Below are 22719 nucleotides of genomic sequence, written 5' to 3'. Positions count from 1 at the left end.
GGTCACCGGGCGCGGCCCCAGCCGATACTGGCCGTCCGGCATGCCCGCGGCCTGGGTGGCGTCGGTGACCAGCACCACGCGGTCGGGGGCGGTGGCGAAAACGAGTGCGCCGAAACCGGAGTCGACGTGCACGCCGTCGCCGATCACCTCCACGAACGCCTGCCGCTGGGCCGCCGCCACCAGGCCCGCCGCCACCGGGCCGGGCGCGCGGTGATGCAGCGGCGGCATGCCGTTGGCGAGATGGGTGACCAATGTGCCGCAGCCCTGCGGGCTCAGCGCGGACCGGAAGCGGTCGAAACTCGAATCACTGTGCCCGACCGCCACTACCACCCCGCTGTCGGCCAATTGTTTGGCGGCGGTGTCGAATCCGGGGCGTTCGGGGGCCAGGGTCATGACCCGCAGTTGCCCGTCGGTGGCGTTCAGGAGGCGGTCGATGAGTTCCGGGTCGGGATCGGTCAGATAACCGAGATCGTGTGCGCCGCAGCGGGTCCGGGACAGGAAAGGGCCCTCGATGTGGATGCCCGCGATCACGCCGTCCGCGGCCAGGCCGCGCAGCATGGCCGCCTGCGCCACCATGGTGTCGGGAGCGGCGGTCACGATGCCGGCGAGCACGCTGGTGGAGCCGCGCCGATGGTGGAACGCCGCGGCCGCCTTCGCCTCGGCCGCGTCCTCGGTGTCGAAGCGATGCCCGAAACCGCCGTGCGTGTGGATGTCGACCAGGCCCGGCACCACCGTGCCCGCGTACACCGGCGGCAATTCCCGATGCGTGGTGGCCCATTCGGTGGCGGGCCGAACCGCGGCCACCCGCTCACCCCGCACGGTGATCACGCCGTCCTCGAGCACACCCGCGCGGCTCACCACGCGGCCGCGCAGTTCCAGACCCCGCCGCCCGCTCGCCAGACCTGTTGCCGCGTCAGCCATCACGCCACACCCATCAGCTCAGAATGACCGATCGCGGAACGGTGCGCCGGGTGTTCGGTCCTGTCAATTCTTGTCCAAACGAATCTTCCTGTCCCAAACGAATCACATTCGGGCGGCCGCCGCGTTAGATTCGAAAGATATCAATCGCTCGGCCCGGAAATTCCACTCTCCGCTCCATTTTCGATTCCGCAGACGGCGAATTGAGGGGCGCCGCCTGCGCCTGCACCCATCGAATCGGGCGCCACCCGATTCAGATGGGGCGCAGCACCACCAAGCCCGGAACCGTGGTCAGGTACTGGGTCAACGGGGTGTCGACCACCTGTTCGTTCGCCGCCAGCGAGGACGCGTTGCGGAACATCGGACCGTTCGGGGTGGCGATGAAAATACCCACGTGCGTGACGTCCAAACCCGCCTCATCGGTGTACGCGCCCAGGAAATCACCGGTGCGCAGATTGCCGATCACCGCGTTGTCCACCGCCGCGGCCGGAACGAAGGTGATGTCACGGTCGACCACCGGCAGGCCCGGGAGATAGGTGCCGCCATCGGCTTTCGCGTTCAGGTGCTTGGTGACGGTGACCGCGGCGGGGGTGAGGCCGCGCGTGATATCGGTGGCGGCGACGCGGTTCACCGTCGCCCAATCGGTGAAGAAGTGCTTGCGGCTGGTGAATTCCACCCGGGAATCGGCGTAGCGGGTGGCCACCAGGTTCCGCACGAACTGGGCGCGGTCGGCCGAGCGGCTCAGCGCGTCCACGTAGTCGAGGTAGGTGAAGCAGTCGACCCGGCGGAAGTCGACCACCAGCTGCTCGGCCCGGGTGGCCGAGCCGATCAGCATGTTCGCCCCGTACGGGGTGCCCAGGAAGCGGCTCGACAGTTGCGCGATCGCCTCGGTCCGGGCGCCCGGAATCGAGTTGCGCAGCGCGAGCAGCTCGTCCAGCTGCCGGGAGGTGGACTCGTCCAGCGCCGGTTCGGCAGGCCCCGCCATGGCCTGCGACGGCACCAGTGCCAGCGCCGAGACCAGCGTGACCAGCATCAGCAGTACCCGGGTCAGTGTGCGCACGAGCCCTCCCTCGGAACGAGACTGCCCCCGACGCTACCCCAGCAGTCCGCCCAGCAGGCCACCCTGCTGTCCGGCTTCCTGCCCGCCGCCGGTCCCGCCGATGAATCCGCCCGGCGGCAGCTCCGACGGCTGCACGATCACGAAACCCCGACCTGAGAACGAGAGCGTCAGGCCCTCACCGGTGCTGCGGCCGATCAGGCGGGCGAAACCCATGGAGTCGTTGCGCTTGATCCCGGTCTGCAGACTCGACGACCAGGCCACCGCCGCCTGCGGGTCGGCGTAGGTCGGCTGATCGACGTTCAGCACCACCGGCTGGCCGTGCGTGGTGATGGCGATCCGGCCGCGACCGGTGAACACGCAGTTGAAGAACCCGGCATTGCTGGCGTACCCGGCCGCGCCCTGCACCCGCTGGATGTTGTAGGACAGCGAGGAATCGAAGGCCAGCACGTTCGCGCCGTTGATAGTCAGCCCGTCGGTGCCGTCCAGGTCCACCACGTGCACATCGGCGGCGGCATTGGCCAGGAACAGATCCCCGCGCCCCTGCACCTGCATGAGCGGCACGCCCTCACCGGTCAGCCGCTGCTGGATGGCCCGCCCGATCCCGCCGGACCCGAGCGCCTTGAACCGCAGATCACCCTGATAGGCCACCATCGACCCGGCGCGCGCCAGCGTCTCCCCGTCCACGGCGACGCGAATCATCTTGCCGCCCTGCTTCTGGATGCCGAAACCGCTGACCTCGGCGTGTTGCGGATTGAACAGCTCGCTCTGCACGGGCGGAACTCCTTGTGATGCTGGTGGATTCGGAACGGGGGCCGCGGGCGGGTACGCGGGCGGTGAGAAGGATTGCGGGGCAGTGGGCATCGGTTGCGGCGGCACCGGCTGCTGATAGGGCTGCGGCGGCACCGGCTGCGGGTAGGGCTGCGCGGGCATGGTGGGCATCGGCTGCTGCGGCGCCGGGTTGGGCTGCGTCGGCAGGTAACCCGCGGGCTGGGGTGGCGGTGCGAAGGTGGTCGGCTGGGCAGCCGGGGCGGGTTCCGGATCGTCGTCGATATTGACGCCGAAAGCCGCCGCGAGCCCCGCGAGCCCGTCGTCGTACCCCTGGCCGACGGCGCGCACCTTCCAGCCGTCGCCGCGCCGGTAGATCTCCACGCACACCACGGCCGCCTCGCTGGTCAGGCCGCTCATGGGGAAAGTCAGTGTGCCGGCGTCGGATCCGATGGTGGCGGTCAGCGCGCCCGCCCCGGCGAAGGTGGCGGGCCCGCTGCCGTCGAGGCTGGCGGTGATGGCGATCTTGTCCACGTCCGCCGGCACCGCGGCGGTCACCACGTCGACCATGTCGCCCGCGCCCCGGCCGTGCCGGTACACCACGCCCGGACCCACGGGCTGGTTGAAGAAGATGAAGTCACCGTCGGACCTGACCCGCCCGTCCGCGCCCAGGAGCAGCGCGGATACATCCACCGCGACGGAGCAGGTGACGGTGACCGTCATCCGGTCGGCGGGCGCGGGCCGGTTCTCGCCGCGCGCGAGGGCGGTCACCGGTGTCCTCCGCGGGCGGCGCGGACCCGTTCGGGCGATAGACGATTCACGGCATCCAGTGTGTCGAAACTCGGCCGCCACGGCCATCCGGGGTCACCCCGAGTCAGCGTGGCGCCGGTGCGTCGTCACGCCGCGCGGTCGGTGCGCTCGGTGTGGTCGGTGCGCGGCAGGTCCGCTTCGTACTGGGCCCGGTGCAGTGCGCACCGGTATTTGGGACCCGGCTTGATGTAGGCGGGGTCCAGCCGCTGGGTGAAGGTGAGGTTGTCACGCCGCCAGCAATCGATGCACATCGGCTCGGTCATGGCGTCCTCCTCTGTCATCGCTTCCGCGAAGGGTATGCGGGAGAGGGGTTCCCACTCCTGGCCTGTTTCGGATATAGGTCCGGGCACTCTTGCGTAACGGATGCGGCCGGTTTGCCGACCGGTCGGTTGCTTAATGGGTGTCACGGGCACGCCGTGAGGACGCGATCAGGCCGCCGGCGATCACCACGTACACGAAGACGTAACAGTTCAACAGGATCGGGGAGATCGGCCACGACGGCGGGAACAGGAACCAGCCGACCACCACCCAGGTATCGGTCCAGTGATAGGCCCACGCGCCGGTCGCCAGGTAGAGGGAACCGGCGGCCGCCCACCAGCGCGGGTCCGACACCGCGCGATGCACCAGGTAGACGAACAGCGGCAGGAACCACACCCAGTGGTGATTCCAGGAGAACGGCGACACCACACACGAGGTCAGGCCCGCGAGCGTGACGGTCAGCAGCTTCTCGCCGCGCCGATAGAGCTCGGCCGCGAGCAGCAACCCGGCGATCGCCACCGGCGCGGCGAGCAGCAGCCACAGCCATTGCGGCACTTGGCCGCCCGTGAGATGCGCGATCGTGCCGCGCAGGGACTGGTTGGCGGGCTGGGTATCCGGGGCGATCCGATCGGACTGGAAGAACGTGCGGGTCCAGTACTGCCGGGAATCGGCCGGCAGCACCGCCCCGGCGAGGCCGATGGTGAACACGAAGGTGGCCGCGGCCATCACCGCCGCGCCCCACTGCCGCAGCACCACGAACTGCGCGACGAAATATAGCGGCACCAGCTTGATCCCGGCGGCCAGCCCCACCCCGACGCCGCGGATCCGGCTGTGCGGCGGGCGCGAGAAGTCCCACAGGATCAAGGCCATCAGCACCAGGTTGATCTGACCGTAGTAGAGGGTGGTGCGCACCGGCTCCAGGAACACGCAGGTGGCCGTGAGCAGCGCGCTCAGCCCGGCCAGCTGCCATGTCATGCGGTAACCGAGCATCCGCCAGCACAACAGGACGCACCCGTAGAGCACGCAAATATTCAGTGCCAGCCAGGTATTCGTGACGTAGGCCCACGGGATGGCCAGCATCGGCAGGAAACTCAGGGTGGAGAACGGGGTGTAGGTGAACGACAGTCCGCGATGGGTGGTCTCGGTGTAGAGGGGATGGCCGTTGTAGATCTTCCACGCGCCGTCGCGGTAGACGTGCACATCGAATCCGCCCGCCAGGAAGCCCACCTGATCGAGCCAGGGGTCGACGGTGGTGAAGACCAGTGCCAGGGACAGCGCCGCGCCGCAGGTCAGCACCCACGCCGTCGTCCGATTCCACGGACGCGGTGGCGCGCCGGAATCGCTCGCCACCGCACGGTCTTTCGTTTTAGCACCGATCAACACCCAACCCACCTCAGATGTGCGATACCCCCTCCCGGATGTGTTGAACCCTACCGGCCGGGTCGGGTGGTTTCGTCACACCGCGGTTCCGCCCGGCGGAACCCGTCGTTTCCCCGCGCCCCAGTGGTTGAAGACCAGGTTCAGCACGAAGACCACGATCACCGCCGAGGTGATCGGGCTGCCCGCGATCATCTGGAAGTCGGTGGGGAACTGTTTGTAGATGTTCGGGGCGACCGCCGGCAGCAGCGCCACCGACAGGGTGACCGCGATGATGAGCATATTGCTGGTGCCCTCGAACTGGACCTTGTGCAGAATGCGCAGGCCGACCGCGGTGACCATGGCGAACATGACGGTGGCCGCGCCGCCGATCACCGGACCCGGCAGCGCCGCGACCACGCTGCCCACCTTCGGCACCAGGCCCAGGGCGACCAGCATGCCGCCGCAGGCCGCGACCACCCAGCGGCTGCGCACCCCGGTCAGGCCGACCAGGCCGACGTTCTCGGCGAAGGCGGTGTCGGGGAAGGAGTTCATGAATCCGGCCAGCACCGCGGAGAAGCCGTCGGCGGCCAGGCCGCGCGCCAGATCCGGCGGTTCGAGCTGCTTGTCGACCATTTCGGCGACGGCGACCATATCGGCGGTGGACTCGGTGAAGGTCACCAGCATGACCACGCACATGGAGATGATGGCGCCCAGATGGAACTCGGGCGCGCCGAAGATGAACGGCCTGGACACGGCGAACCAGCCCGCCGACCCGACCCCGGACATGTCCACCAGATGCATGGGCACCGCGACCAGCGTGCCGATCGCGACGCTGATCAGCACCGCCAGCTGACTGACCAGACCGCGGCCGAACCGGTGGATCACCACGATCAGGGCGATCACCAGACCGGCCAGCGCGACATGTGAGATCTGGCCGTAGTCGGCGGCTTTCGGGTCGTCCCCGGCGATCAGCCCGGCGTCCGCGCCGATCAGCGACAACCCGATCACGCAGATCACGCAGCCCGACACCAGCGGCGGGAAGAAGCGCACCACCATGGCGAAGAAGCGGGCGATGAGCAAACCGAACACGCCCGAGACCAGGATCGCGCCGTACACGGTCGGCAGCCCGGCCTCGCCGCCGCCGAACTGCTGCGCGATCAGGATCATGGGCGAGACCACGGTGAAGGTCGCGCCCGCGACCACCGGTAGCCGGACACCCAGAACGCGGCCGATCCCGACCGCTTGAATGACGGTGACGATGCCCGAGACCAGCAGATCGGCATTGACCAGCAGGGCGATGGTGTGGGCGGGGAGTTTCAGCGCCCCGCCCACGAGCAGCGGCACCGCGACCGCGCCGGCGTACATGATCGCCAGATGCTGCAGGCCCAGCAGGAACAACTTGGGCGGCGGGGGTATCTCATCGACCGGATGGCGGGCCTTCACGAGTCCGGTGGCGGCATCGATTTCGGATTTACGGGAGGGGCGCACTTTTGCGAGAAAGCGCATTTGCATGACAAGCCTCCTGGAACACGTGGATCACCGGCCCGGGGGAGGCCGCGACCACGAACCGAATGATGGCGCAGTGAATACCGGCTCCGCAGCGGATTGTTCGATTGTCCAGCCGGTTCGGCGTGCCTCCCGGCTGCCCTCGTATTTTCCTACAGAATCACCCGGTCGGTGGTGTCCCGTGTTGACCGAATATCCCGCCGCGACGTAGGTTCGGGTCATATAACCCGTGGTCACAGACAGGAGGCGAGCGGATGTTCACCAACTCCGATCTGCGTCGCCTGGCCCATCGCACGGTGTGGGTGCCCGGGCGCGTCGCCCACGGCTGCTGAGCAGGCTTTCTCGACGAGCGGAATTGATCCGCCGACACTGGATAGTGCACTCGACGACGAAAGCGGCCGGCAATGGCAATTTTCATGACGGTGAACGGAAAATCGACACCGATTTCTCCCGCGGCGACGCACACCATCCTGCTGGACTTTCTCCGGGAGCACGGACTCACCGGATGCAAGGAAGGCTGTGCGGAGGGTGAATGCGGCGCGTGTTCGGTACTGGTGGCCCGGCCGGGCACGATCGAACCGACCGAATGGGTAGCGGTCAACGCCTGCCTGACCCCGGCCCTGGCACTGGCGGGGCAGGAGATCGTCACCGCGGAGGGGCTGGGCAGCCCGGCTGCGCCGCATCCCGTGCAGCGGGAGCTGGCGGTGCGGGGAGGGTCGCAATGCGGTTACTGCACACCGGGATTCGTGTGCAGCATGGCCGCGGAGTACTACCGGCCGGATCGGACGGCCACGGACGAGGTGTGCGCGCACGGCGAGACCGGGCCCAACGGCTTCGACCTGCACGCGCTGAGCGGGAACCTGTGCCGTTGCACCGGCTACCGGCCGATCCGCGACGCCGCCTACGCGGTCGGCGCACCGGCGGACGATGACGCCCTGGCCCGGCGGCGGGAGGCCGACGCGCCGGAACCGGTGGCGACCGACTTCAGTTCCGATGGGCGGCGATTCGTCCGGCCCGCGACCCTGGCCGAGGCGCTGCGACTGCTGCGCGACCACCCGGACGGCACCGTGCTCGCCGGCAATACCGATCTGGGCGTGGAGGCGAATATCCGTGGGCGGCGGGCGGATTACACGCTGGCCATCGACCGGCTCCCCGAATTGCGGGAGGTCGTGATCGGACCGGATCGCATCGAACTCGGCGCGGCCCGCACCCTCTCCGAGCTCGAACGCGGGCTCGCCGGACGAGTGCCGCTGCTGTCGGAGTTGTTCCCGCAGTTCGCCTCCCGGCTCATCCGCAATGCCGCCACCCTCGGTGGCAACCTGGGCACCGGATCGCCGATCGGCGACGCGCCGCCGGTGCTGCTGGCCCTGGAGGCCTCGGTGGTGCTGGCGGATTCGGCGGGGGAGCGTGAGGTCGCACTGGCCGACTATTTCACCGGTTACCGGACCTCGGTGCGGCGGCCGGGCGAGCTCATCCGGTCGGTGCGCATCCCGCTGCCGCTCGCGCCCGTGACCGCCTTCCACAAGATCGCCAAGCGTCGGTTCGACGATATCTCCAGTGTGGCAGTGGCTTTCGCGCTCGATATCGATGACGGCGTGGTGCGCCGGGCCCGCATCGGGTTGGGCGGTGTGGCCGCGACACCCGTGCGCGCCTACGCGACCGAGGCGGCCCTCGAAGGGCGGCCCTGGACGGAATCGGCCGTCGCCGAGGCCGCGGACGTCCTGCGCGGCGAGGGCACACCGCTCGACGATCACCGCGCCAGCGCGCGCTATCGCAGCGCCATGCTGGGCGAGAGCCTGCGAAAACTGTTCTCCGACACCACCGAGACCGCGGGGGTGCTGTCATGAGCCACCTGTCACAGCGACCTGACAACCCCGTCGTGGGGATCGCGCTCCCGCACGAGAGCGCCGCATTGCACGTCACCGGGGCCGCGCTCTACACCGACGATCTGGTGTACCGCACCAAGGATGTGCTGCACGCCTACCCGGTGCAGGTCCCGCACGCGCACGCGCGGATCACCGCGCTGCGCACCGAGCCCGCGCTGCGGGTGCCCGGCGTGGTGCGGGTGCTCACCGCCGCGGACGTGCCCGGCGTCAATGACGCGGGCGTCAAGCACGACGAACCCCTGTTCCCCGACGAGGTCTGCTTCCACGGCCACGTCGTGTGCTGGGTGCTGGGGGAGTCCCTGGAAGCCGCGCGGCTGGGCGCGGCCGCGGTGGAGGTGGACGCCGAACCGCTGCCGTCGATCATCACCATCGCGGAGGCCGAGGCCGCCGGGAGCTTCCAGGGCGCGCAGCCCGAGGTCCGCTGTGGCGACCTGGAATCCGGATTCGCCGCCTCGGCGCACGTCTTCTCCGGGGAGCTCACCTTCTCCGACCAGGAGCACTTCTATCTCGAGACCCACGCCGCCCTGGCGCAGGTCGACGAGGCCGGGCAGGTGTTCGTGCAGTCGAGCACCCAGCATCCCTCCGAGACCCAGGAGATCGTGGCCCACGTGCTCGGGCTGCACAATCACGAGGTCACCGTTCAATGCCTGCGCATGGGTGGCGGATTCGGCGGCAAGGAGATGCAGCCGCACGGCTTCGCGGCCATCGCCGCGCTCGGCGCGACCCTGACCGGACGCCCGGTCCGGCTGCGGCTCAACCGGACCCAGGATCTGACCATGTCCGGCAAGCGGCACGGCTTCCACGCGCGCTGGCGGGCCGGGTTCGACGCCGACGGGCACCTCCTGGCCCTCGACGCCACGCTGACCTCGGACGGCGGCTGGAGCCTGGACCTGTCGCAGCCGGTGCTGGCCCGCGCGCTGTGCCACGTCGACAATCTGTACTCGATTCCGCACGCCCGCTTCCGCGGTCGCATCGCCAAGACCAACAAGCCGTCCAATACCGCCTTCCGCGGGTTCGGCGGGCCGCAGGGCATGCTCGTGATCGAGGACCTGCTCGGGCGGTGCGCACCCCTGCTCGGCCTGGATCCGCGAGAGCTGCGCCGCCGCAACTTCTATCGCCCCGGTCAGTCCACGCCCTACGGGCAGGAGGTGCGCCACGCCGAGCGCATCACCGAGACCTGGGATCAGGTGCTGGTGAACGGTGAGATCGACTCCCGCGCAAGGGAGATCGCGGCGTTCAACGCATCGCATCGGCACGTCAAGCGCGGGCTCGCGGTCACCGGCGTCAAGTTCGGCATCTCGTTCAACCTGACGGCCTTCAACCAGGCCGGGGCGCTGGTGCTGATCTACAAGGACGGGTCGGTGCTGATCAACCACGGCGGCACCGAGATGGGGCAGGGGCTGCACACCAAGATGCTGCAGGTGGCCGCCACCACACTGGGCATCCCGCTGCACAAGGTGCGGCTGGCGCCGACGCGAACGGACAAGGTGCCCAACACCTCCGCGACGGCGGCCAGTTCCGGAGCCGACCTCAACGGCGCGGCGGTGAAGAACGCCTGCGAGCAGTTGCGGGAGCGGCTGTCGCGGGTGGCGGCGACGCGGCTGGGCGTCAACGCCTCCGATATCCGCATCGCCGACGGTGTCGCCCGCGCCCTCGGGTCCGGTGCCGAGGTCGCGTGGGACGATCTGGTGCGCACCGCCTACCTGCAGCGAGTCCAGTTGTCGGCGGCCGGTTTCTACCGCACCGAGGGCCTGCACTGGGACGCCGAGACCATGCACGGCTCACCGTTCAAGTACTTCGCCTACGGGGCCGCGGCCACCGAGGTGGAGGTGGACGGGTTCACCGGCGCCTACCGCGTCCGCCGCGTCGACATCGTCCACGACGTGGGCGACAGCCTGTCCCCGCTGGTCGACATCGGCCAGATCGAAGGCGGTTTCGTGCAGGGCGCGGGCTGGCTGACCCTCGAGGACATCCGCTGGGACACCGGCGACGGGCCCGGACGCGGCCGGCTGCTGACCCAGGCCGCCAGCACCTACAAGCTGCCGAGCTTCTCGGAGATGCCCGAGGAGTTCAATGTCAGCCTGCTGGCGCACGCCCACGAGGAGGGCGCGGTGTACGGGTCCAAGGCGGTCGGGGAGCCCCCGCTGATGCTGGCCTTCTCGGTGCGCGAGGCGCTGCGGCAGGCGGCCGCCGCCTTCGGGCCGCCGGGCGTGAGCGTGGAGCTCGCCGCGCCCGCCACCCCCGAGGCCGTGTACTGGGCGCTCGACGCGGCCCGCCGGGCCGGCGAATCCGGCGCGGAGACAGGGGAATTCGCCGCCGGGGAAAGCGTGCCCGCCGGTGCCTGACCTGACCTGGGTGACGGCCGTCGCGCGACTGCGCGAACGCCGGGAACCCGGTGTGCTGGTCACGGTGGCGGCGGTGCGCGGTCACGCGCCGCGCCGCGCGGGCGCGAAAATGGTGGTGGGACAGGCCGACACCTGGGGTTCGATCGGCGGCGGCAATGTCGAGGCCGTCGCCGTCGAACGGGCCCGTGCACTGATCGCCCAGCCGCCGGCGGAGCCCGAGCTGATGGATTTCGCCCTCAACGACAAGGTCGTCAACCAGCACGGCGTGCAATGCTGCGGCGGCACGGTCACCGTCCTGCTCGAACCGCTGCCGGTGCCCCCGGCCGTCGCGATCTTCGGGGTCGGCCATGTGGGACTGGAACTGGCTCGCATCCTGGCCCGCCACGAACTCGACCTGCACCTGATCGACACCCGGCCGGACATGCTCACCGCCGGGCGGCTCGCGGCCCTGGACGACGCCATCGCCGTGATCCACACCCACCGCGTCGCACTGCTGCCCGAGCAGGTGCTGAGCCGGCTGCCGCCCGGCGCCCACATCCTGATCATGACCCACGATCACGCCGAGGACGTCGCGCTCTGTGACGCCGCCCTGCGCACCGACGGACTCGGCACCATCGGGCTGATCGGATCCCCGGCCAAATGGGCGCGCTTCACCAAGCAGCTCACCACCGAAGGGGGTCATCCGCGGGAAGCGCTGGCGCGCATCAAGACTCCGATCGGGCTGGCCGACATCACCGGCAAGGAGCCCGCGGTCATCGCGGTCAGTGTGGCGGCGGATCTGTTGCGCGCCTTCGAAACCGGGTCTGCGGACTGAGCCCGGAGGCGGTCACCGGTGGGTGCGGTGCGCACGCCGCTGATGGCCAGCACGCAGACCGCCAGCCGCTCGGTGCTCACGGTCCGGCCCGCCAGCGCCAGCACCGCGACCGCCATCAGCAGGGCCACGGGGGTGCCCGAACCCAGCACGAACACCATCAGCACGAGAGCGACGACGAGGCCCACCAGATTGGCCAGCGTGAGGCCCGCGGTCACCAGCAGCTGCACCCGCACCCGACGCCGGTGCGACTGCTCCTCGGCCGAACCCAGCAGGCGCGATCCCCAGGGTGAGGGGCCCAGGGCGGTGGTGTCGTCGTCGGGCATTCTCGCAGCGTAAGCGGTGTGCCGGGAAAATTCGGGACCCGCCCGCACCCGTCAGTGAGTGGCGGCGAGCTCCACGCTGTGGGTGCCCGCGCGCCGGCCGGAGAAGACACAGTCGGCCAGCGACAGACCGCTCACGTACGAATTCGAGCACACGCCCACGGCCGCCCGGCCCGCCGCGAACAGACCCGGGATCCCCGCGCCGGATTCGGTGCGGACCGCACCGGTCTCCTCGTCCACCACCAGGCCGCCCAGGGTCAGCATCGGCATCGGATAGGTCAGCCGCGCCTTGAACGAGATGTCCAGCAGCGTGAAGGGTCCCGAGTGCAGCGGGCGGCGCAGATCGTCGGGCTTGCCCATCGGATCGGGCAGCGACTGCTCGATGGCGCGATTGTGCGCGTCCACCGTCTCGCGTAGCGCGGCCGGTTCGATCCCGGCCCGGGCGGCGACCTCCTCCACGGTCCGGCCGCTCACGCTGCCCACCCGCAGCAGCCGCTCGGCCTGCATGCGCTGGAACCACACCGACTGCTCGGCCAGCTGGCGGCGCGCCTCGGCGAGCAGCCGGGCATCGGCCAGCAGCCAGGCCCGATGGCCGGGGCTGGTCGCGATGGCCGCGCCCAGCGCCGCGCCGTAGCGGGATTCGTCGATCATGCGCTGCCCGTTGGCATCCACGGCGATCGAACCGAAGAAGGCGCTCGGCGGGGCGATGAACCGCCAGGTCGACAGCACATCCATGCGGTCGGTGGCCGCGCCCGCGGCCTGGGCCAGGGCGATGCCGCTGCCGTCGTCTCCGGCGGTGCCCAGCGGCAGGCCCTCGGCCCAGGGATAACCGGGGGCGTGCCGCGCGACCATCTCGCCGTTCGCGATGAAGCCGCCGGTGGTCAGGATGACGCCCGAGCGCGCCCGAATGCGCACCGGCACACCGTAACGCCGCTCGATCCGGGCCAGCAGTGCCTGCACGGTCTTGCGCGAACCCTGGTGGTACACACCGGGTTTCGCCGATATCTTGGCCAGCGCCGCGAACCGCCGCCGCACGGCCGCGGGCGCGCCGGCGATCGTGGTGGCCTCGACGCCGACCACCCGCCCGTCCTCGATCACGAGACTCGTTGCCCTGGTGCCGGTCTGGACCCGGACCCCGTGCCGCGCGGCCGATTCGGCCAGCGGCCCGAACAGCTTCTTGCCCGACACCCCGCGCCCGTGCGCGCGATGCCCGCGCTGCCGCGGCTTCGCCAATTCCCGGAAGCCACCGGAGTTCTCGCTGCCCGAGTAGTACAGGTAGTAGTCGTCGGTGGGGTAGGAGGTCTTGTACGGGCACAGCGACGCCTCGAACGGAACCCCGTGCCCGGTCAGCCAATCGATGAGCGCGGGCGATTCCTCGCAGAAGCGGCGCAGCGTCCGCTCGCTCACCGTGTCGCCGACCTCGGCTCGCAGATAGGCGAGCATGTTCTCGACGTCGTCCTCGACGCCCGCGGCCCGCTGCACCCAGGTCCCGCCGCCCGCGTACACGATGCCGCCCGACAGCGCGGTCGCCCCGCCGCCCAGGTAGCGGTCCAGCGCGAGCACATCCGCTCCGGACTCCCGCGCGGCCAGTGCCGCCGCGACGCCCGCGCCGCCGTATCCGACGACCACCACATCGGCCGAAGAGTCCCAGGTCCGCACCGTTGCGACCACCTTCCCGAGCGAAGAATTACCCAGCGCCGAGAACTATAACTTGTTCTAGTTCAGTGGGTGGTTCGCGGCGAGCCGGTCGCGGCTGACCGGAATGCCGGTTACCGTCGGACGGGTGGCCAGCAAGTCAGCCGCGCCGGCGATCGAGCTGCCGGTCGGCGAACACACGGTGCGCGTGTCCAATCCGGATCGGGTCTACTTCCCCGAGACCGGAGCCACCAAGCTGGATCTGGTCCGGTACTACCTCAGCGTCGGCGACGGCATCGTCAACGCGCTGCGCGACCGGCCCTGCATGCTGCACCGCTTCCCCAAGGGCCTGCCCGGCGGCAAGGTCCATCAGAAGCGGCTGCCCGGCGGCGCGCCCGACTGGATCCCCACCGTTCAGCTCTACTTCCCCCGCTACGGACGCACCGCCGACGAACTCTGCGTGGACAAACTCGCCGACGTGATCTGGGCGGTGCAGATGTCGACCGTCGAATTCCACCCCTGGAACTCCCGGCGCTTCGACACCGAACTCCCCGACGAATGGCGCATCGACCTGGATCCGATGCCCGACTGCCCGTGGTCGCGGGTGCGGCGGGTGGCCGGGGTGGTGCACGAGGTGCTCGACGAGCTGGGTGCGGTCGGCTGGCCGAAGACCTCCGGCGGCAAGGGATTACACGTCTACGTCCGGATCGCGCCGGAATACGGTTTCCAGGACGTGCGCCGCGCCGCGCTGGCCTTCGCCCGCGAGATCGAGCGCCGCGCGCCCGCCGATGTCACCACCGCGTGGTGGCGCAAGGACCGCGATCCGGCGCACCTGTTCGTCGACTACAACCAGAATGCTCGCGACCACACCATCGCCGCCGCCTACTCGGTGCGCGGCGTGCCCGAGGCGACGGTCTCGACACCGGTGCGCTGGAACGAGATTCCCGACATCCACCCCGGCGACTTCACCATGAAGACCGTTCCCGCCCGCTACGCCGACCTCGGCGATCTGCACGCGGGCATCGACGAGGCTGTCTTCGACATCGCGCCGCTGCTGGACTGGGCCGATCGCGACAAGATCGACGTCGACCTCGACGAGGACCGCGACTAGAGCTCGTCGGTGCTGATCAGGCCGTCGCGGATGGCGCGCGCGACCAGAGCGGCCTTGGTCGGGGCGGAACGGCCCACCGCGGCGTACTTGGCGCGGACGCGTTCCAGATGGGTGTTGACCGTGCCCGGCGTGATGTAGAGCTGCTGGGCCACCAGGGCTTTGGACTCGGTCTGGAACCAGGCGAGCAGGACCTCGCGCTCGCGCTGGGACAGTTTCGGGCGGTCGTCGGCGTCGGTGCTCATGGCCCGGGCCATGGTCGGGCTGAGGTAGGGGCGCACCTCGGCGGCGGCGTGCAGGGCGGCGATCAAGTGTTCGCGGCCTTCGGTTTTCGACAGGTAGGTGACCGCGCCCAGATCCAGGCAGTCGCGGACCAGGCGGGGCTCGGTGTGCTGGGAGTAGACGACCACGCGGTGGCCGCGCGCGCAGATGGTGGCGAGCGCGTTCAGATCCGGTGCGCGCTGGTCGAATTGGAGGTCCAGCACGATGGCGTCCAGGTCGCCGCGATCGGGGCCGGTGGCGGCCAGGAAGGCCGCCGGGTCGGCGTGGTCGGCGATCACCTCGAGGCGGGGGTCGGCGGCGGCGCACCAGCCGCGCACGCCGTCGCGGATCAGCGGGTGGTCGTCGACGATGGCGATGCGGATCATCGGGCGTTCTCCAGCTCGAAACGGTGATGCAGTCGCGCCCACAGTAATTCGCCCGCGGTGACGACTTCGGTATGCACGCCGCCGGTGGGGTCGGCGGTAGTGGTGGTCAGCGCGGACAGGCGGTCGACGGTGTCGGCGGGGCAGTCGCCCAGGGCGCTGACCGTGCAGCCGGTCGCGTCGGTGGTCACCACCACGCGAGCGCGGGAACGACTGGCGTCCAGCATGATCCGGGTCGCGGCCACCAGGTGCCCGCGCACCGGGTCCGGCAGCTCGCGGCCCGGTTCGGGACGGGCGTCCGCCTCGGCTTCGACGGTGACCGCGACCCCGCGCCGCTCCGCAGCGTCGATGCCGCCGCGCAGGTCGGCCAGCAGCGGATGGCCCAGGCCGTCCTGCTGGGTGAACAGGCGACGCAGGCGCGCGTATTCGGTGCGCGCGGCCGCCTGCACCGCGGGCTCGGCGGGGTCGAGGGTGCCATCGGCCAAACCCCGGAGCAGTGGGGTGAATTCGTTCAGCAGTTCGCGGTAGCGGCGCAGGCATTCCTGTTCGGTCATGTGGCCGACCGCGTCGGCGGTGCGGTGGCGCAGGCGTTCCCGGTGCAGGGTGGCGGCGTCGCGGGCCACCCGGTCGAGGGTCGCGGCGAACCGGGCGGTGAGGAACTGGAGGAAGAAGATGGCCGCGGTGTGATAGCCCAGCACCCGCAGGCTGTCCACGCCCGGCGCCCGGACCAGGACCAGCGCGCACACCAGCACCCACCAGGCGGTCAGCGCCGACAGCGACAGCCGGGGCGGCAGCCGGAAGCCGAGCGCCACCACCGCCCAGCCGGTCGCGCCGATCGACCAATTCGCGCCCGCCAGGACGGCATTCGCGGGTAGCAGGGCGATCAGGCTCAGCGAGGCCCCGATCGCGAGCGCCATCAGCGCCGGCGTCACCGATTCCCGGCGGCGCGGGAGCAGCGCCGCCAGCGCGCATCCCACGTTCACCGCCACCAGCACCGCGTTGACCGCCGCCGGGGGTGTCGCCGCCGCCTCGGTGAGCACGGACTGCAACAGGGTGTCGGCGACCGCGACGCCCACCATGCCGTAGCCGAAACCGCGGCCCAGCCGTTCGATCCCCGCGGCCGGGGCGTCGAACGAGTGCTCCTGGGCGGCAGCGGTTTCGGTGGCCGGCCAGCTCAGCCGCACCCGTGTCCCGTGGCCGGGGCGGCTGGTGACCTCGGCGTCGCCGCCGACGGCCCGCATACGCTCGACGATCGAATGCCGGATGCCGTAGCGGTCCTCGCCGGGCACGCCGTCGAAGCCGGCGCCGTCATCGGTGATGACCAGCGCCCCCGGCCCGGCGTCGATGTCGACGGACGTGGCGCGGGCGTGGCGATCGACATTGGTGAGGGCCTCCCGGGCGGCGGCCGCCACCGTCCACGCCAGGGTGCCGCGCACCGGCAGCGGGCCCGGCGTGCGCAGGGTGAGCGGCGTCGAACAGCCATTGCTCACCTCCCGCAACAGGACCGACAGGTCGGCCCGGGTGTCGTCGCCGGGCAGCGGAATACCCGAATCCAGCACGGCCAGATCGCGGGCCGCCTGCCGGGCGATGCGGTCCCGGTCCCCGGCCGCGCCCTGCCCGACCATCAGCAGGGTGGCCGCGGCGGTGTCGTGCATGACGGCCCACTGCTCGTGTTCGTAGCGGCGGCGCGCGGCCGCCACCTCGCTCGCGATCCGGGCGTCGGCGGCGGCGGTCACGGTCTGGTCGTGCACGGTGGCCGCGCCCAGCACCACCCGCCGGACGCCGACCGCGAGCAGCCATTCCACCAGTAGGTAGGCGACGGCCAGATCGGAGAGGAAGTTCCACGGGGTGAGCCCCGGCGTCGCGCGATTGGCGTAGTAGAGCAGCAGCAGGACCAGGCCGGTCGCCGCCGCCGACACCCGCACCCGCTCCGCGATTCCCACCGAGATCACCGTTGCCGCCACGACCTTCACGTCGATGAGGTCTCCGGTCCCGATCCCGGACGCGGCCACACTGGTCGTGCCCAGAAGGAAGATGGCCACCACCGCGACATCGGCCGCGGTCCACCCGGGGCCCAGCCGACGCCCCCACAGCCGGCTCCCGGACCACACCGCGAGCAGCAGCGTGACCGCCCGCCCCAACCCGGGCTCGACCGCCCCACTCGCGAGATGCACCACCGTCAGCAACAGGCAGGCGGCGTGCCGGAATCGAACAGCCAGCCCGGTCGCCTCCTGCGCGACCGCGGCGTGGGTCGGGTCGGCTTCGCGCAGCACCCGGTCACGGTACCGAACCGGATTCGCCCCAGCATGCCATCCCTCTCGGGGGCGCGGTGTCCGTCGAACACCCGACAGACAGACCGGTCCGACCAGGGCATTGTTGAGGTCGCGGCAAGGGGTGCGCGGGTCCGTACCGCTGCCGCGGCCGCGGCCGTTGGCGGGCGGGGAGTCAACGGCCGCCGGGTCTCCCGGGCCGGTGCGCGCGGAAGGTGACTACGCTTCTGGGTAGGAGCGGAGTGGCCGAGCTGAGGCGACACACCGGCGCAGGAGGCGCGGGATGGAGTGGTTCAGCGCACCGGAATACTGGCTCGCGCGACAGGTGCTGACGCGCGGAGTGGCGCTCGTGTACGTGGTCGCCTTCGTGTCGGCGGCCCGGCAGTTCCGGGCGCTGCTCGGCGAACACGGCATGCTGCCGATTCCGCGCTGGGTCGCGCGGCGGTCGTTCCGGGCGACGCCGAGCGTCTTTCACCTCTACTACTCCGACCGGTTCTTCGCGGCCGTGGCCTGGTTCGGCGCGGCGGTGGCGGCGGCTCTGGTGTGCGGGGCCGCGGATCTGCTGCCGCTGTGGGCGGCCATGGCGGTGTGGCTGCTGCTGTGGGTGCTCTACCTGTCGATCGTGAACGTGGGGCAGGTCTGGTACTCGTTCGGCTGGGAGTCGCTGCTGCTGGAGGCCGGATTCCTGGCCGTGTTCCTCGGCAACGACCGGGTCGCGCCGCCGCTGCTGGTGCTGTGGCTGGCGCGCTGGCTGGTGTTCCGGGTGGAATTCGGGGCCGGGCTGATCAAGATGCGCGGCGATCACTGCTGGCGGGATCTGACCTGCCTGTACTACCACCACGAGACCCAGCCCATGCCGGGCCCGCTGAGCTGGTTCTTCCACAATCTGCCCCGGCCGCTGCACCGGGTCGAGGTGGCGGCCAATCATGTGGCCCAATTGGTGGTGCCGTTCGGGCTTTTCGCGCCGCAACCGGTGGCGAGCATCGCCGCGACGATCATCATCGTCACCCAGTCGTGGCTGGTGCTGTCCGGGAACTTCGCGTGGCTCAACTGGCTGACCATCTTCCTGGCCTGGTCGGCCATCTCGAATTCGGCTGCCGCACTGGTGTTTCCGGTATCGGAGCGGCACGAGCTGCCGGAGGCTCCGATCTGGTTCACGGTGCTGGTATTCGCGTTCACGGCCTGCACGCTGACGCTCAGCTATCTGCCGGTCCGCAATATGCTGTCGAGCCGTCAGCGAATGAACGAGTCCTACAACCCGTTCCACCTGATCAACACCTTCGGCGCGTTCGGCGTCATCGACCGCATCCGCTACGAGGTGATCATCGAGGGCACGGATGAGGCGGTGCTCACCCGCCACACCCGGTGGCGCGAATACGAATTCAAGGGCCAGCCCGGCGACCCGCGCCGCATGCCGCGCCAGTTCGCCCCGTACCATCTGCGCCTGGACTGGCTGCTGTGGTTCGCGGCCCACTCCTCCGCCTACGCCCGCCCCTGGTTCGAGGGCTTCCTGCGCCGCCTGCTGCGCAACGACCGCGACACCCTGCGCCTGGTGCGCCGCAACCCGTTCCCGGACGACCCGCCCCGCCACGTCCGGGCGCTGCTCTACGAGTACCGCTTCACCGGCCCCCGGGAGCTGATCGAAACCCGCGCCTGGTGGGTCCGCGACGTGGTCGGGTCGTTCGTGCCGCCCCTGTGACCACGGGCTCCGCACCGAGCTGGGAACGCAGTTCGCGGCGACGCTCCGGGCCGACACCGCGGCGGTCGCGGTAGGTGAGCGCGCCCTCCATCGCCCAGAGCATCTCCAGGTCGAGGCCCGGCACCCCGGCGGCGCGCATGCGGCGGTAGGCCTCGACGGGACCGATGGCGGCGAGGTCGTCGAGCGTGGCCACGTCCGCGTGGGCCAGCATGGCGGCCGCCGCGCACCCGGGTTCGTAGCCGCGGTCGCGCCACACGCGAACTCTCAGATGTGTTTCGCCCCGGACGATCTCGGCCTCCTGCCAGATGGCCGGGCGCAGCAGGTCGGGGTCGACCGGGCCTTCCTGCCGCGAAAGCACTTGCGCGCGAGCCCGACCGGCCACCGACACCATCGGCCGGAAGCGGCGGAAGATTTGGATCTCACCGTCATAGCCCCGGTCGGACGGGCCGAGGCAGGTGTAGTCGGTGCCGTACGGGCCCGACGCCTCCAGGCCCATGGCGCTCAGCGCCCAGGCGCGGGCTTCGTCGGGGGTGGACGGGGTGAGTACGACGAGCCCGTGGCTGCGGGTGACGCGGCCGCGATGCCGCCGGCGGTGGTAGCGGCTCCACCGGTCCTCCAGGGCGGCCGGTTCCAGGGTGCGGTCCAGCCCGAAGGTCTGCCACCGCACGGTGCCCTCCGGCGGTGACCTCGGATCAACCGGATTTCGGCGGGGTTGGTTTGTTTCGCTTCGGCTACCAGCGGGGCTCGCATTGGCAACTGTTCAGCGAATCTTGTGGATAGCTGCCTAACGTGCTTGATATGACGCCGTCGAATCACGAGCAGTCGTCCCCTGGTCCGTCCGGTTCCGATTCGCAGCCCACTCGTGGCAAACTCTCCAGGCGCTCGATCCTGGGTGGCTTCGCGGCCGCCGGAGTCGGTGCCGCCGCGGTCCCGTTCCTCGCCGGGTGCGATAAATCCGGCGGTGACGGACCTCCCGGATACGGAACCGGCATCAACGAGGGGTTCGACGGCAAGGTCGAACTCGATGTCCGTGATTCCACGCCGGATTGGAAGCCGTTCGAACTGAAGCACGCGCCCGACGGCGCGCCCAACGTGCTGGTGGTGCTGTTCGACGACACCGGCCTGGCCTCGTGGTCGCCCTACGGGGGTCGCATCACTATGCCGACCCTGCAGCGACTGGCCGACAATGGGCTCACCTACACCCAGTGGCACACCACCGCCCTGTGCTCGCCCACCCGCTCCACCATGCTGACCGGTCGCAATCACCACGTGAACCGCTTCGCGTCGATCACCGAGGGCGCCGATGGATTCCCCGGCGCGGCCGCCCGGCTGCCCGCGCAGTGCGCGACGGTCGCCCAGGTCCTGCAGGACAACGGCTACAGCACCTTCTGGGTCGGCAAGGACCACAACGTTCCCGAGGAAGACGTCTCCTCCGGCGGCAGCAAGTCCGAATGGCCGACGCAGAAGGGCTTCGACCGGTTCTACGGATTCCTCGGCGGCGAGACCAACAACTGGTATCCGGACCTGGTGGAGGACAACCGGTTCGTCGATCAGCCCTACAGTCCCGAGCAGGGCTATCACCTGTCGAAGGACCTGGCCGACAACGCCATCAAGATGCTGCGCGATCAGCGCTCGAGCAATCCGTCCAAGCCCTGGTACCTGTGGTTCTGCCCGGGCGCGAACCACGCGCCGCACCACAGTCCCGCCGAGTACGCCGAGAAGTACAAGGGCAAGTTCGACGACGGCTACGAGGCCTATCGCGAGTGGGTGCTGGCCCGCATGATCGACAAGGGCATCATGCCCGCGGGCACCGCGCTGACCCCGCTCAATCCGTTGCCGAAAGACGTTGCCCTGGACGCGGATGCGGTGCGGCCGTGGGATTCGCTCAACGCCGACGAGAAGCGGCTGTTCTCCCGCATGGCCGAGGTGTTCGCCGGGTTCTCCGAGTACACCGACGCCCAGGTCGGCCGGATCGTCCAATACCTGGAACAGACCGGCCAGCTGGACAACACCGTCATCTTCTACTGCGCCGACAACGGCGCGTCGGGCGAGGGCTCCCCGAACGGCTCGGTCAACGAGAACAAATTCTTCAACGGCTACCCCGACGACCTCGCCGAGAACATGCGGTACCTCGACCGGCTCGGCACACCGGACACCTACAACCACTACCCGACCGGCTGGGCCGCGGCCTTCTCCACCCCGTTCCAGATGTTCAAGCGCTACGCGCAGTTCTCCGGCGGCACCTGCGATCCGCTGATCATCCACTGGCCCAAGGGAATCAAGGCCAAGGGGCAGATCCGGCACCAGTACCACCACAGCACCGACATCGTGCCCACCATCCTCGATGTCACCGGCGTCTCGATGCCCGAGGAGTTCCGGGGCGTGAAGCAGTACCCGGTCAACGGGGTGTCGATGCGCTACACCTTCGACGACGGCGGCGCCGCCACCAAGAAGCAGCGCCAGTACTACGCGATGCTCGGCACCCGGGGCATCTGGGTGGACGGCTGGAAGGCTTCGTCGCTGCACGCCGCGATCAGCGGCAAGGGCCACTTCGATGATGACAAATGGGAGCTCTACCACGTCGACGAGGACCGCTCCGAGTCCAAGAATCTGGCCGACGAGCACCCGGACAAGCTGAAGGAACTGATCAACGCGTGGAACCAGGAGGCCAAGGACAACTACGTCCTGCCGCTGGACGACCGCACCGCCGTCGAGCTGCTCGGCCTCCAGCGTCCCCAGTTCGAGCCGCCGCGCGACCGTTACGTCTACTACCCGGACACCGCACCGGTGCCCGAGGGCGTCGCGGTCAATATTCGCGGCAAGTCGTACAAGATCCTCGCCAGCGTCGACCTGGCGCCGGACGCGCAGGGGGTGATCTTCGCGCACGGTTCGCGTTTCGGCGGGCACACCCTGTTCGTCAAGGACGGCACGCTGCACTACGTGTACAACTTCCTCGGCATCAAGCCCGAACAGGACTTCGTCGCCTCCGCGCCGCTGAGCCCGGGCAAACACACCCTCGGCATGGAGTTCACGCGCGAGAGCAAGGGGCCGAACGGCGAATCCCTCGGCACCACAACCCTCTACGTCGACGACCAGCCCGTCAACAAGGGGCCGATGCGGGCCCAGGTCGGCAAGTTCACCCTCGCGGGTGACGGACTGTGCGTCGGCTACGACAGCGGCGACAGCGTCTCCCTCCAGTACCGCACCCCCGGCACCTTCACCGGGGGAACCATCGAGAACGTCACCGTCGACGTGGGCAAGGAGTCCTACACCGATCTGCAGAAGGAGGCGGCAGCGGCGCTGGAACGCAACTAGCCGCCCC

At 69.9% G+C, this 22719-nt stretch carries 16 protein-coding genes; 6 read left to right on the top strand and 10 right to left on the bottom strand.

Annotation, left to right across the window (positions count from 1 at the left end):
- From ACWELJ_RS17790 to ACWELJ_RS17765, 6 genes are all read right to left on the bottom strand, one after another.
- Nucleotides 1-921, bottom strand: a 921-nt coding sequence (locus ACWELJ_RS17790; protein ID WP_452367220.1) for an N-acetylglucosamine-6-phosphate deacetylase, incomplete at its 3' end; no start/stop codon positions are given.
- Nucleotides 922-1171: 250 nt separating this feature from the next.
- Complete coding sequence (locus tag ACWELJ_RS17785; RefSeq protein WP_452367219.1) at nt 1172-1978, bottom strand: DUF1460 domain-containing protein; 807 nt, start codon at nt 1976-1978, stop codon at nt 1172-1174.
- Between the two features lie 33 nt (nt 1979-2011).
- Nucleotides 2012-3466: an AIM24 family protein gene (locus tag ACWELJ_RS17780; protein ID WP_452367222.1), complete on the bottom strand. Its 1455-nt coding sequence runs from the start codon at nt 3464-3466 to the stop codon at nt 2012-2014.
- A 173-nt stretch (nt 3467-3639) separates the two neighbouring features.
- Nucleotides 3640-3816, bottom strand: a complete 177-nt coding sequence (locus ACWELJ_RS17775; RefSeq protein WP_452367218.1) for a hypothetical protein — start codon at nt 3814-3816, stop codon at nt 3640-3642.
- Nucleotides 3817-3946: 130 nt separating this feature from the next.
- Nucleotides 3947-5161 (bottom strand): glycosyltransferase 87 family protein, encoded by a 1215-nt coding sequence (locus tag ACWELJ_RS17770; protein WP_452367217.1) that lies wholly within the window; start codon nt 5159-5161, stop codon nt 3947-3949.
- A 105-nt stretch (nt 5162-5266) separates the two neighbouring features.
- Nucleotides 5267-6676, bottom strand: coding sequence for a nucleobase:cation symporter-2 family protein (locus ACWELJ_RS17765; protein ID WP_452367216.1), 1410 nt, complete (start codon nt 6674-6676; stop codon nt 5267-5269).
- A 416-nt stretch (nt 6677-7092) separates the two neighbouring features.
- Here ACWELJ_RS17765 and ACWELJ_RS17760 point away from each other — a divergent pair, with 416 nt between their 5' ends.
- Genes ACWELJ_RS17760 through xdhC form a run of 3 tightly spaced genes read left to right on the top strand, consistent with a single transcriptional unit; the run spans nt 7093 to nt 11721 of the window.
- Nucleotides 7093-8523, top strand: coding sequence for a xanthine dehydrogenase small subunit (locus tag ACWELJ_RS17760; RefSeq protein WP_452367215.1), 1431 nt, complete (start codon nt 7093-7095; stop codon nt 8521-8523).
- Nucleotides 8520-10907 carry a xanthine dehydrogenase molybdopterin binding subunit gene (xdhB, locus tag ACWELJ_RS17755; RefSeq protein WP_452367214.1) on the top strand — a complete coding sequence of 796 codons (2388 nt, stop codon included), beginning with the start codon at nt 8520-8522 and terminating at the stop codon, nt 10905-10907. Before ACWELJ_RS17760 ends, xdhB begins: the two co-directional genes overlap by 4 nt.
- The gene (gene xdhC, locus ACWELJ_RS17750) at nt 10900-11721 is read left to right on the top strand and encodes a xanthine dehydrogenase accessory protein XdhC (protein ID WP_452367213.1); all 822 of its coding nucleotides are present in this window, start codon (nt 10900-10902) and stop codon (nt 11719-11721) included. Before xdhB ends, xdhC begins: the two co-directional genes overlap by 8 nt.
- A gap of 374 nt (nt 11722-12095) precedes the next feature.
- Here xdhC and ACWELJ_RS17745 read toward each other — a convergent pair whose 3' ends face one another.
- The gene (locus ACWELJ_RS17745; protein ID WP_452367212.1) at nt 12096-13700 is read right to left on the bottom strand and encodes an FAD-binding protein; all 1605 of its coding nucleotides are present in this window, start codon (nt 13698-13700) and stop codon (nt 12096-12098) included.
- A gap of 103 nt (nt 13701-13803) precedes the next feature.
- Between ACWELJ_RS17745 and ligD the strand changes: the two genes are divergently transcribed.
- Entirely contained in the window at nt 13804-14787 is a 984-nt protein-coding gene (gene ligD / locus ACWELJ_RS17740; protein ID WP_452367211.1) for a non-homologous end-joining DNA ligase, read from the top strand.
- On the opposite strand, the gene ACWELJ_RS17735 is transcribed toward ligD, so the two are convergent.
- Nucleotides 14784-15431, bottom strand: coding sequence for a response regulator (locus ACWELJ_RS17735; RefSeq protein WP_452367210.1), 648 nt, complete (start codon nt 15429-15431; stop codon nt 14784-14786). The two genes, ligD and ACWELJ_RS17735, sit on opposite strands and share 4 nt — an antisense overlap.
- On the bottom strand, nt 15428-17701 hold the full coding sequence (locus ACWELJ_RS17730) for a sensor histidine kinase (RefSeq protein WP_452367209.1): 2274 nt from the start codon (nt 17699-17701) through the stop codon (nt 15428-15430). Before ACWELJ_RS17730 ends, ACWELJ_RS17735 begins: the two co-directional genes overlap by 4 nt.
- Before the next feature lie 280 nt (nt 17702-17981).
- Between ACWELJ_RS17730 and ACWELJ_RS17725 the strand changes: the two genes are divergently transcribed.
- A complete protein-coding gene (locus tag ACWELJ_RS17725) occupies nt 17982-19397 on the top strand; it encodes a lipase maturation factor family protein (RefSeq protein ID WP_452367208.1) in 1416 nt (471 codons plus the stop codon).
- On the opposite strand, the gene ACWELJ_RS17720 is transcribed toward ACWELJ_RS17725, so the two are convergent.
- Nucleotides 19318-20064, bottom strand: a complete 747-nt coding sequence (locus tag ACWELJ_RS17720) for a TfoX/Sxy family DNA transformation protein (protein ID WP_452367207.1) — start codon at nt 20062-20064, stop codon at nt 19318-19320. The two genes, ACWELJ_RS17725 and ACWELJ_RS17720, sit on opposite strands and share 80 nt — an antisense overlap.
- A gap of 131 nt (nt 20065-20195) precedes the next feature.
- Here ACWELJ_RS17720 and ACWELJ_RS17715 point away from each other — a divergent pair, with 131 nt between their 5' ends.
- Entirely contained in the window at nt 20196-22712 is a 2517-nt protein-coding gene (locus ACWELJ_RS17715) for a sulfatase-like hydrolase/transferase (protein ID WP_452367206.1), read from the top strand.
- Nucleotides 22713-22719 lie beyond the last annotated feature (7 nt).

Source organism: Nocardia sp. NPDC004582, from assembly GCF_053602115.1.
The sequence above is the reverse complement of the archived record's forward strand: the minus strand, read 5'-3'. Positions and strand labels throughout refer to the sequence as shown.

What these genes read in the sequence shown, in the direction of transcription:
- ACWELJ_RS17780 (WP_452367222.1), bottom strand. Translation starts at nt 3,466, where the DNA reads ATGACGGTCACCGTCACCTGCTCCGTCGCGGTGGATGTATCCGCGCTG.
- ACWELJ_RS17775 (WP_452367218.1), bottom strand. Translation starts at nt 3,816, where the DNA reads ATGACCGAGCCGATGTGCATCGATTGCTGGCGGCGTGACAACCTCACC.
- ACWELJ_RS17765 (WP_452367216.1), bottom strand. Translation starts at nt 6,676, where the DNA reads ATGCGCTTTCTCGCAAAAGTGCGCCCCTCCCGTAAATCCGAAATCGAT.
- ACWELJ_RS17760 (WP_452367215.1), top strand. Translation starts at nt 7,093, where the DNA reads ATGACGGTGAACGGAAAATCGACACCGATTTCTCCCGCGGCGACGCAC.
- xdhB (WP_452367214.1), top strand. Translation starts at nt 8,520, where the DNA reads ATGAGCCACCTGTCACAGCGACCTGACAACCCCGTCGTGGGGATCGCG.
- ligD (WP_452367211.1), top strand. Translation starts at nt 13,804, where the DNA reads ATGCCGGTTACCGTCGGACGGGTGGCCAGCAAGTCAGCCGCGCCGGCG.
- ACWELJ_RS17735 (WP_452367210.1), bottom strand. Translation starts at nt 15,431, where the DNA reads ATGATCCGCATCGCCATCGTCGACGACCACCCGCTGATCCGCGACGGC.
- ACWELJ_RS17725 (WP_452367208.1), top strand. Translation starts at nt 17,982, where the DNA reads ATGGAGTGGTTCAGCGCACCGGAATACTGGCTCGCGCGACAGGTGCTG.
- ACWELJ_RS17715 (WP_452367206.1), top strand. Translation starts at nt 20,196, where the DNA reads ATGACGCCGTCGAATCACGAGCAGTCGTCCCCTGGTCCGTCCGGTTCC.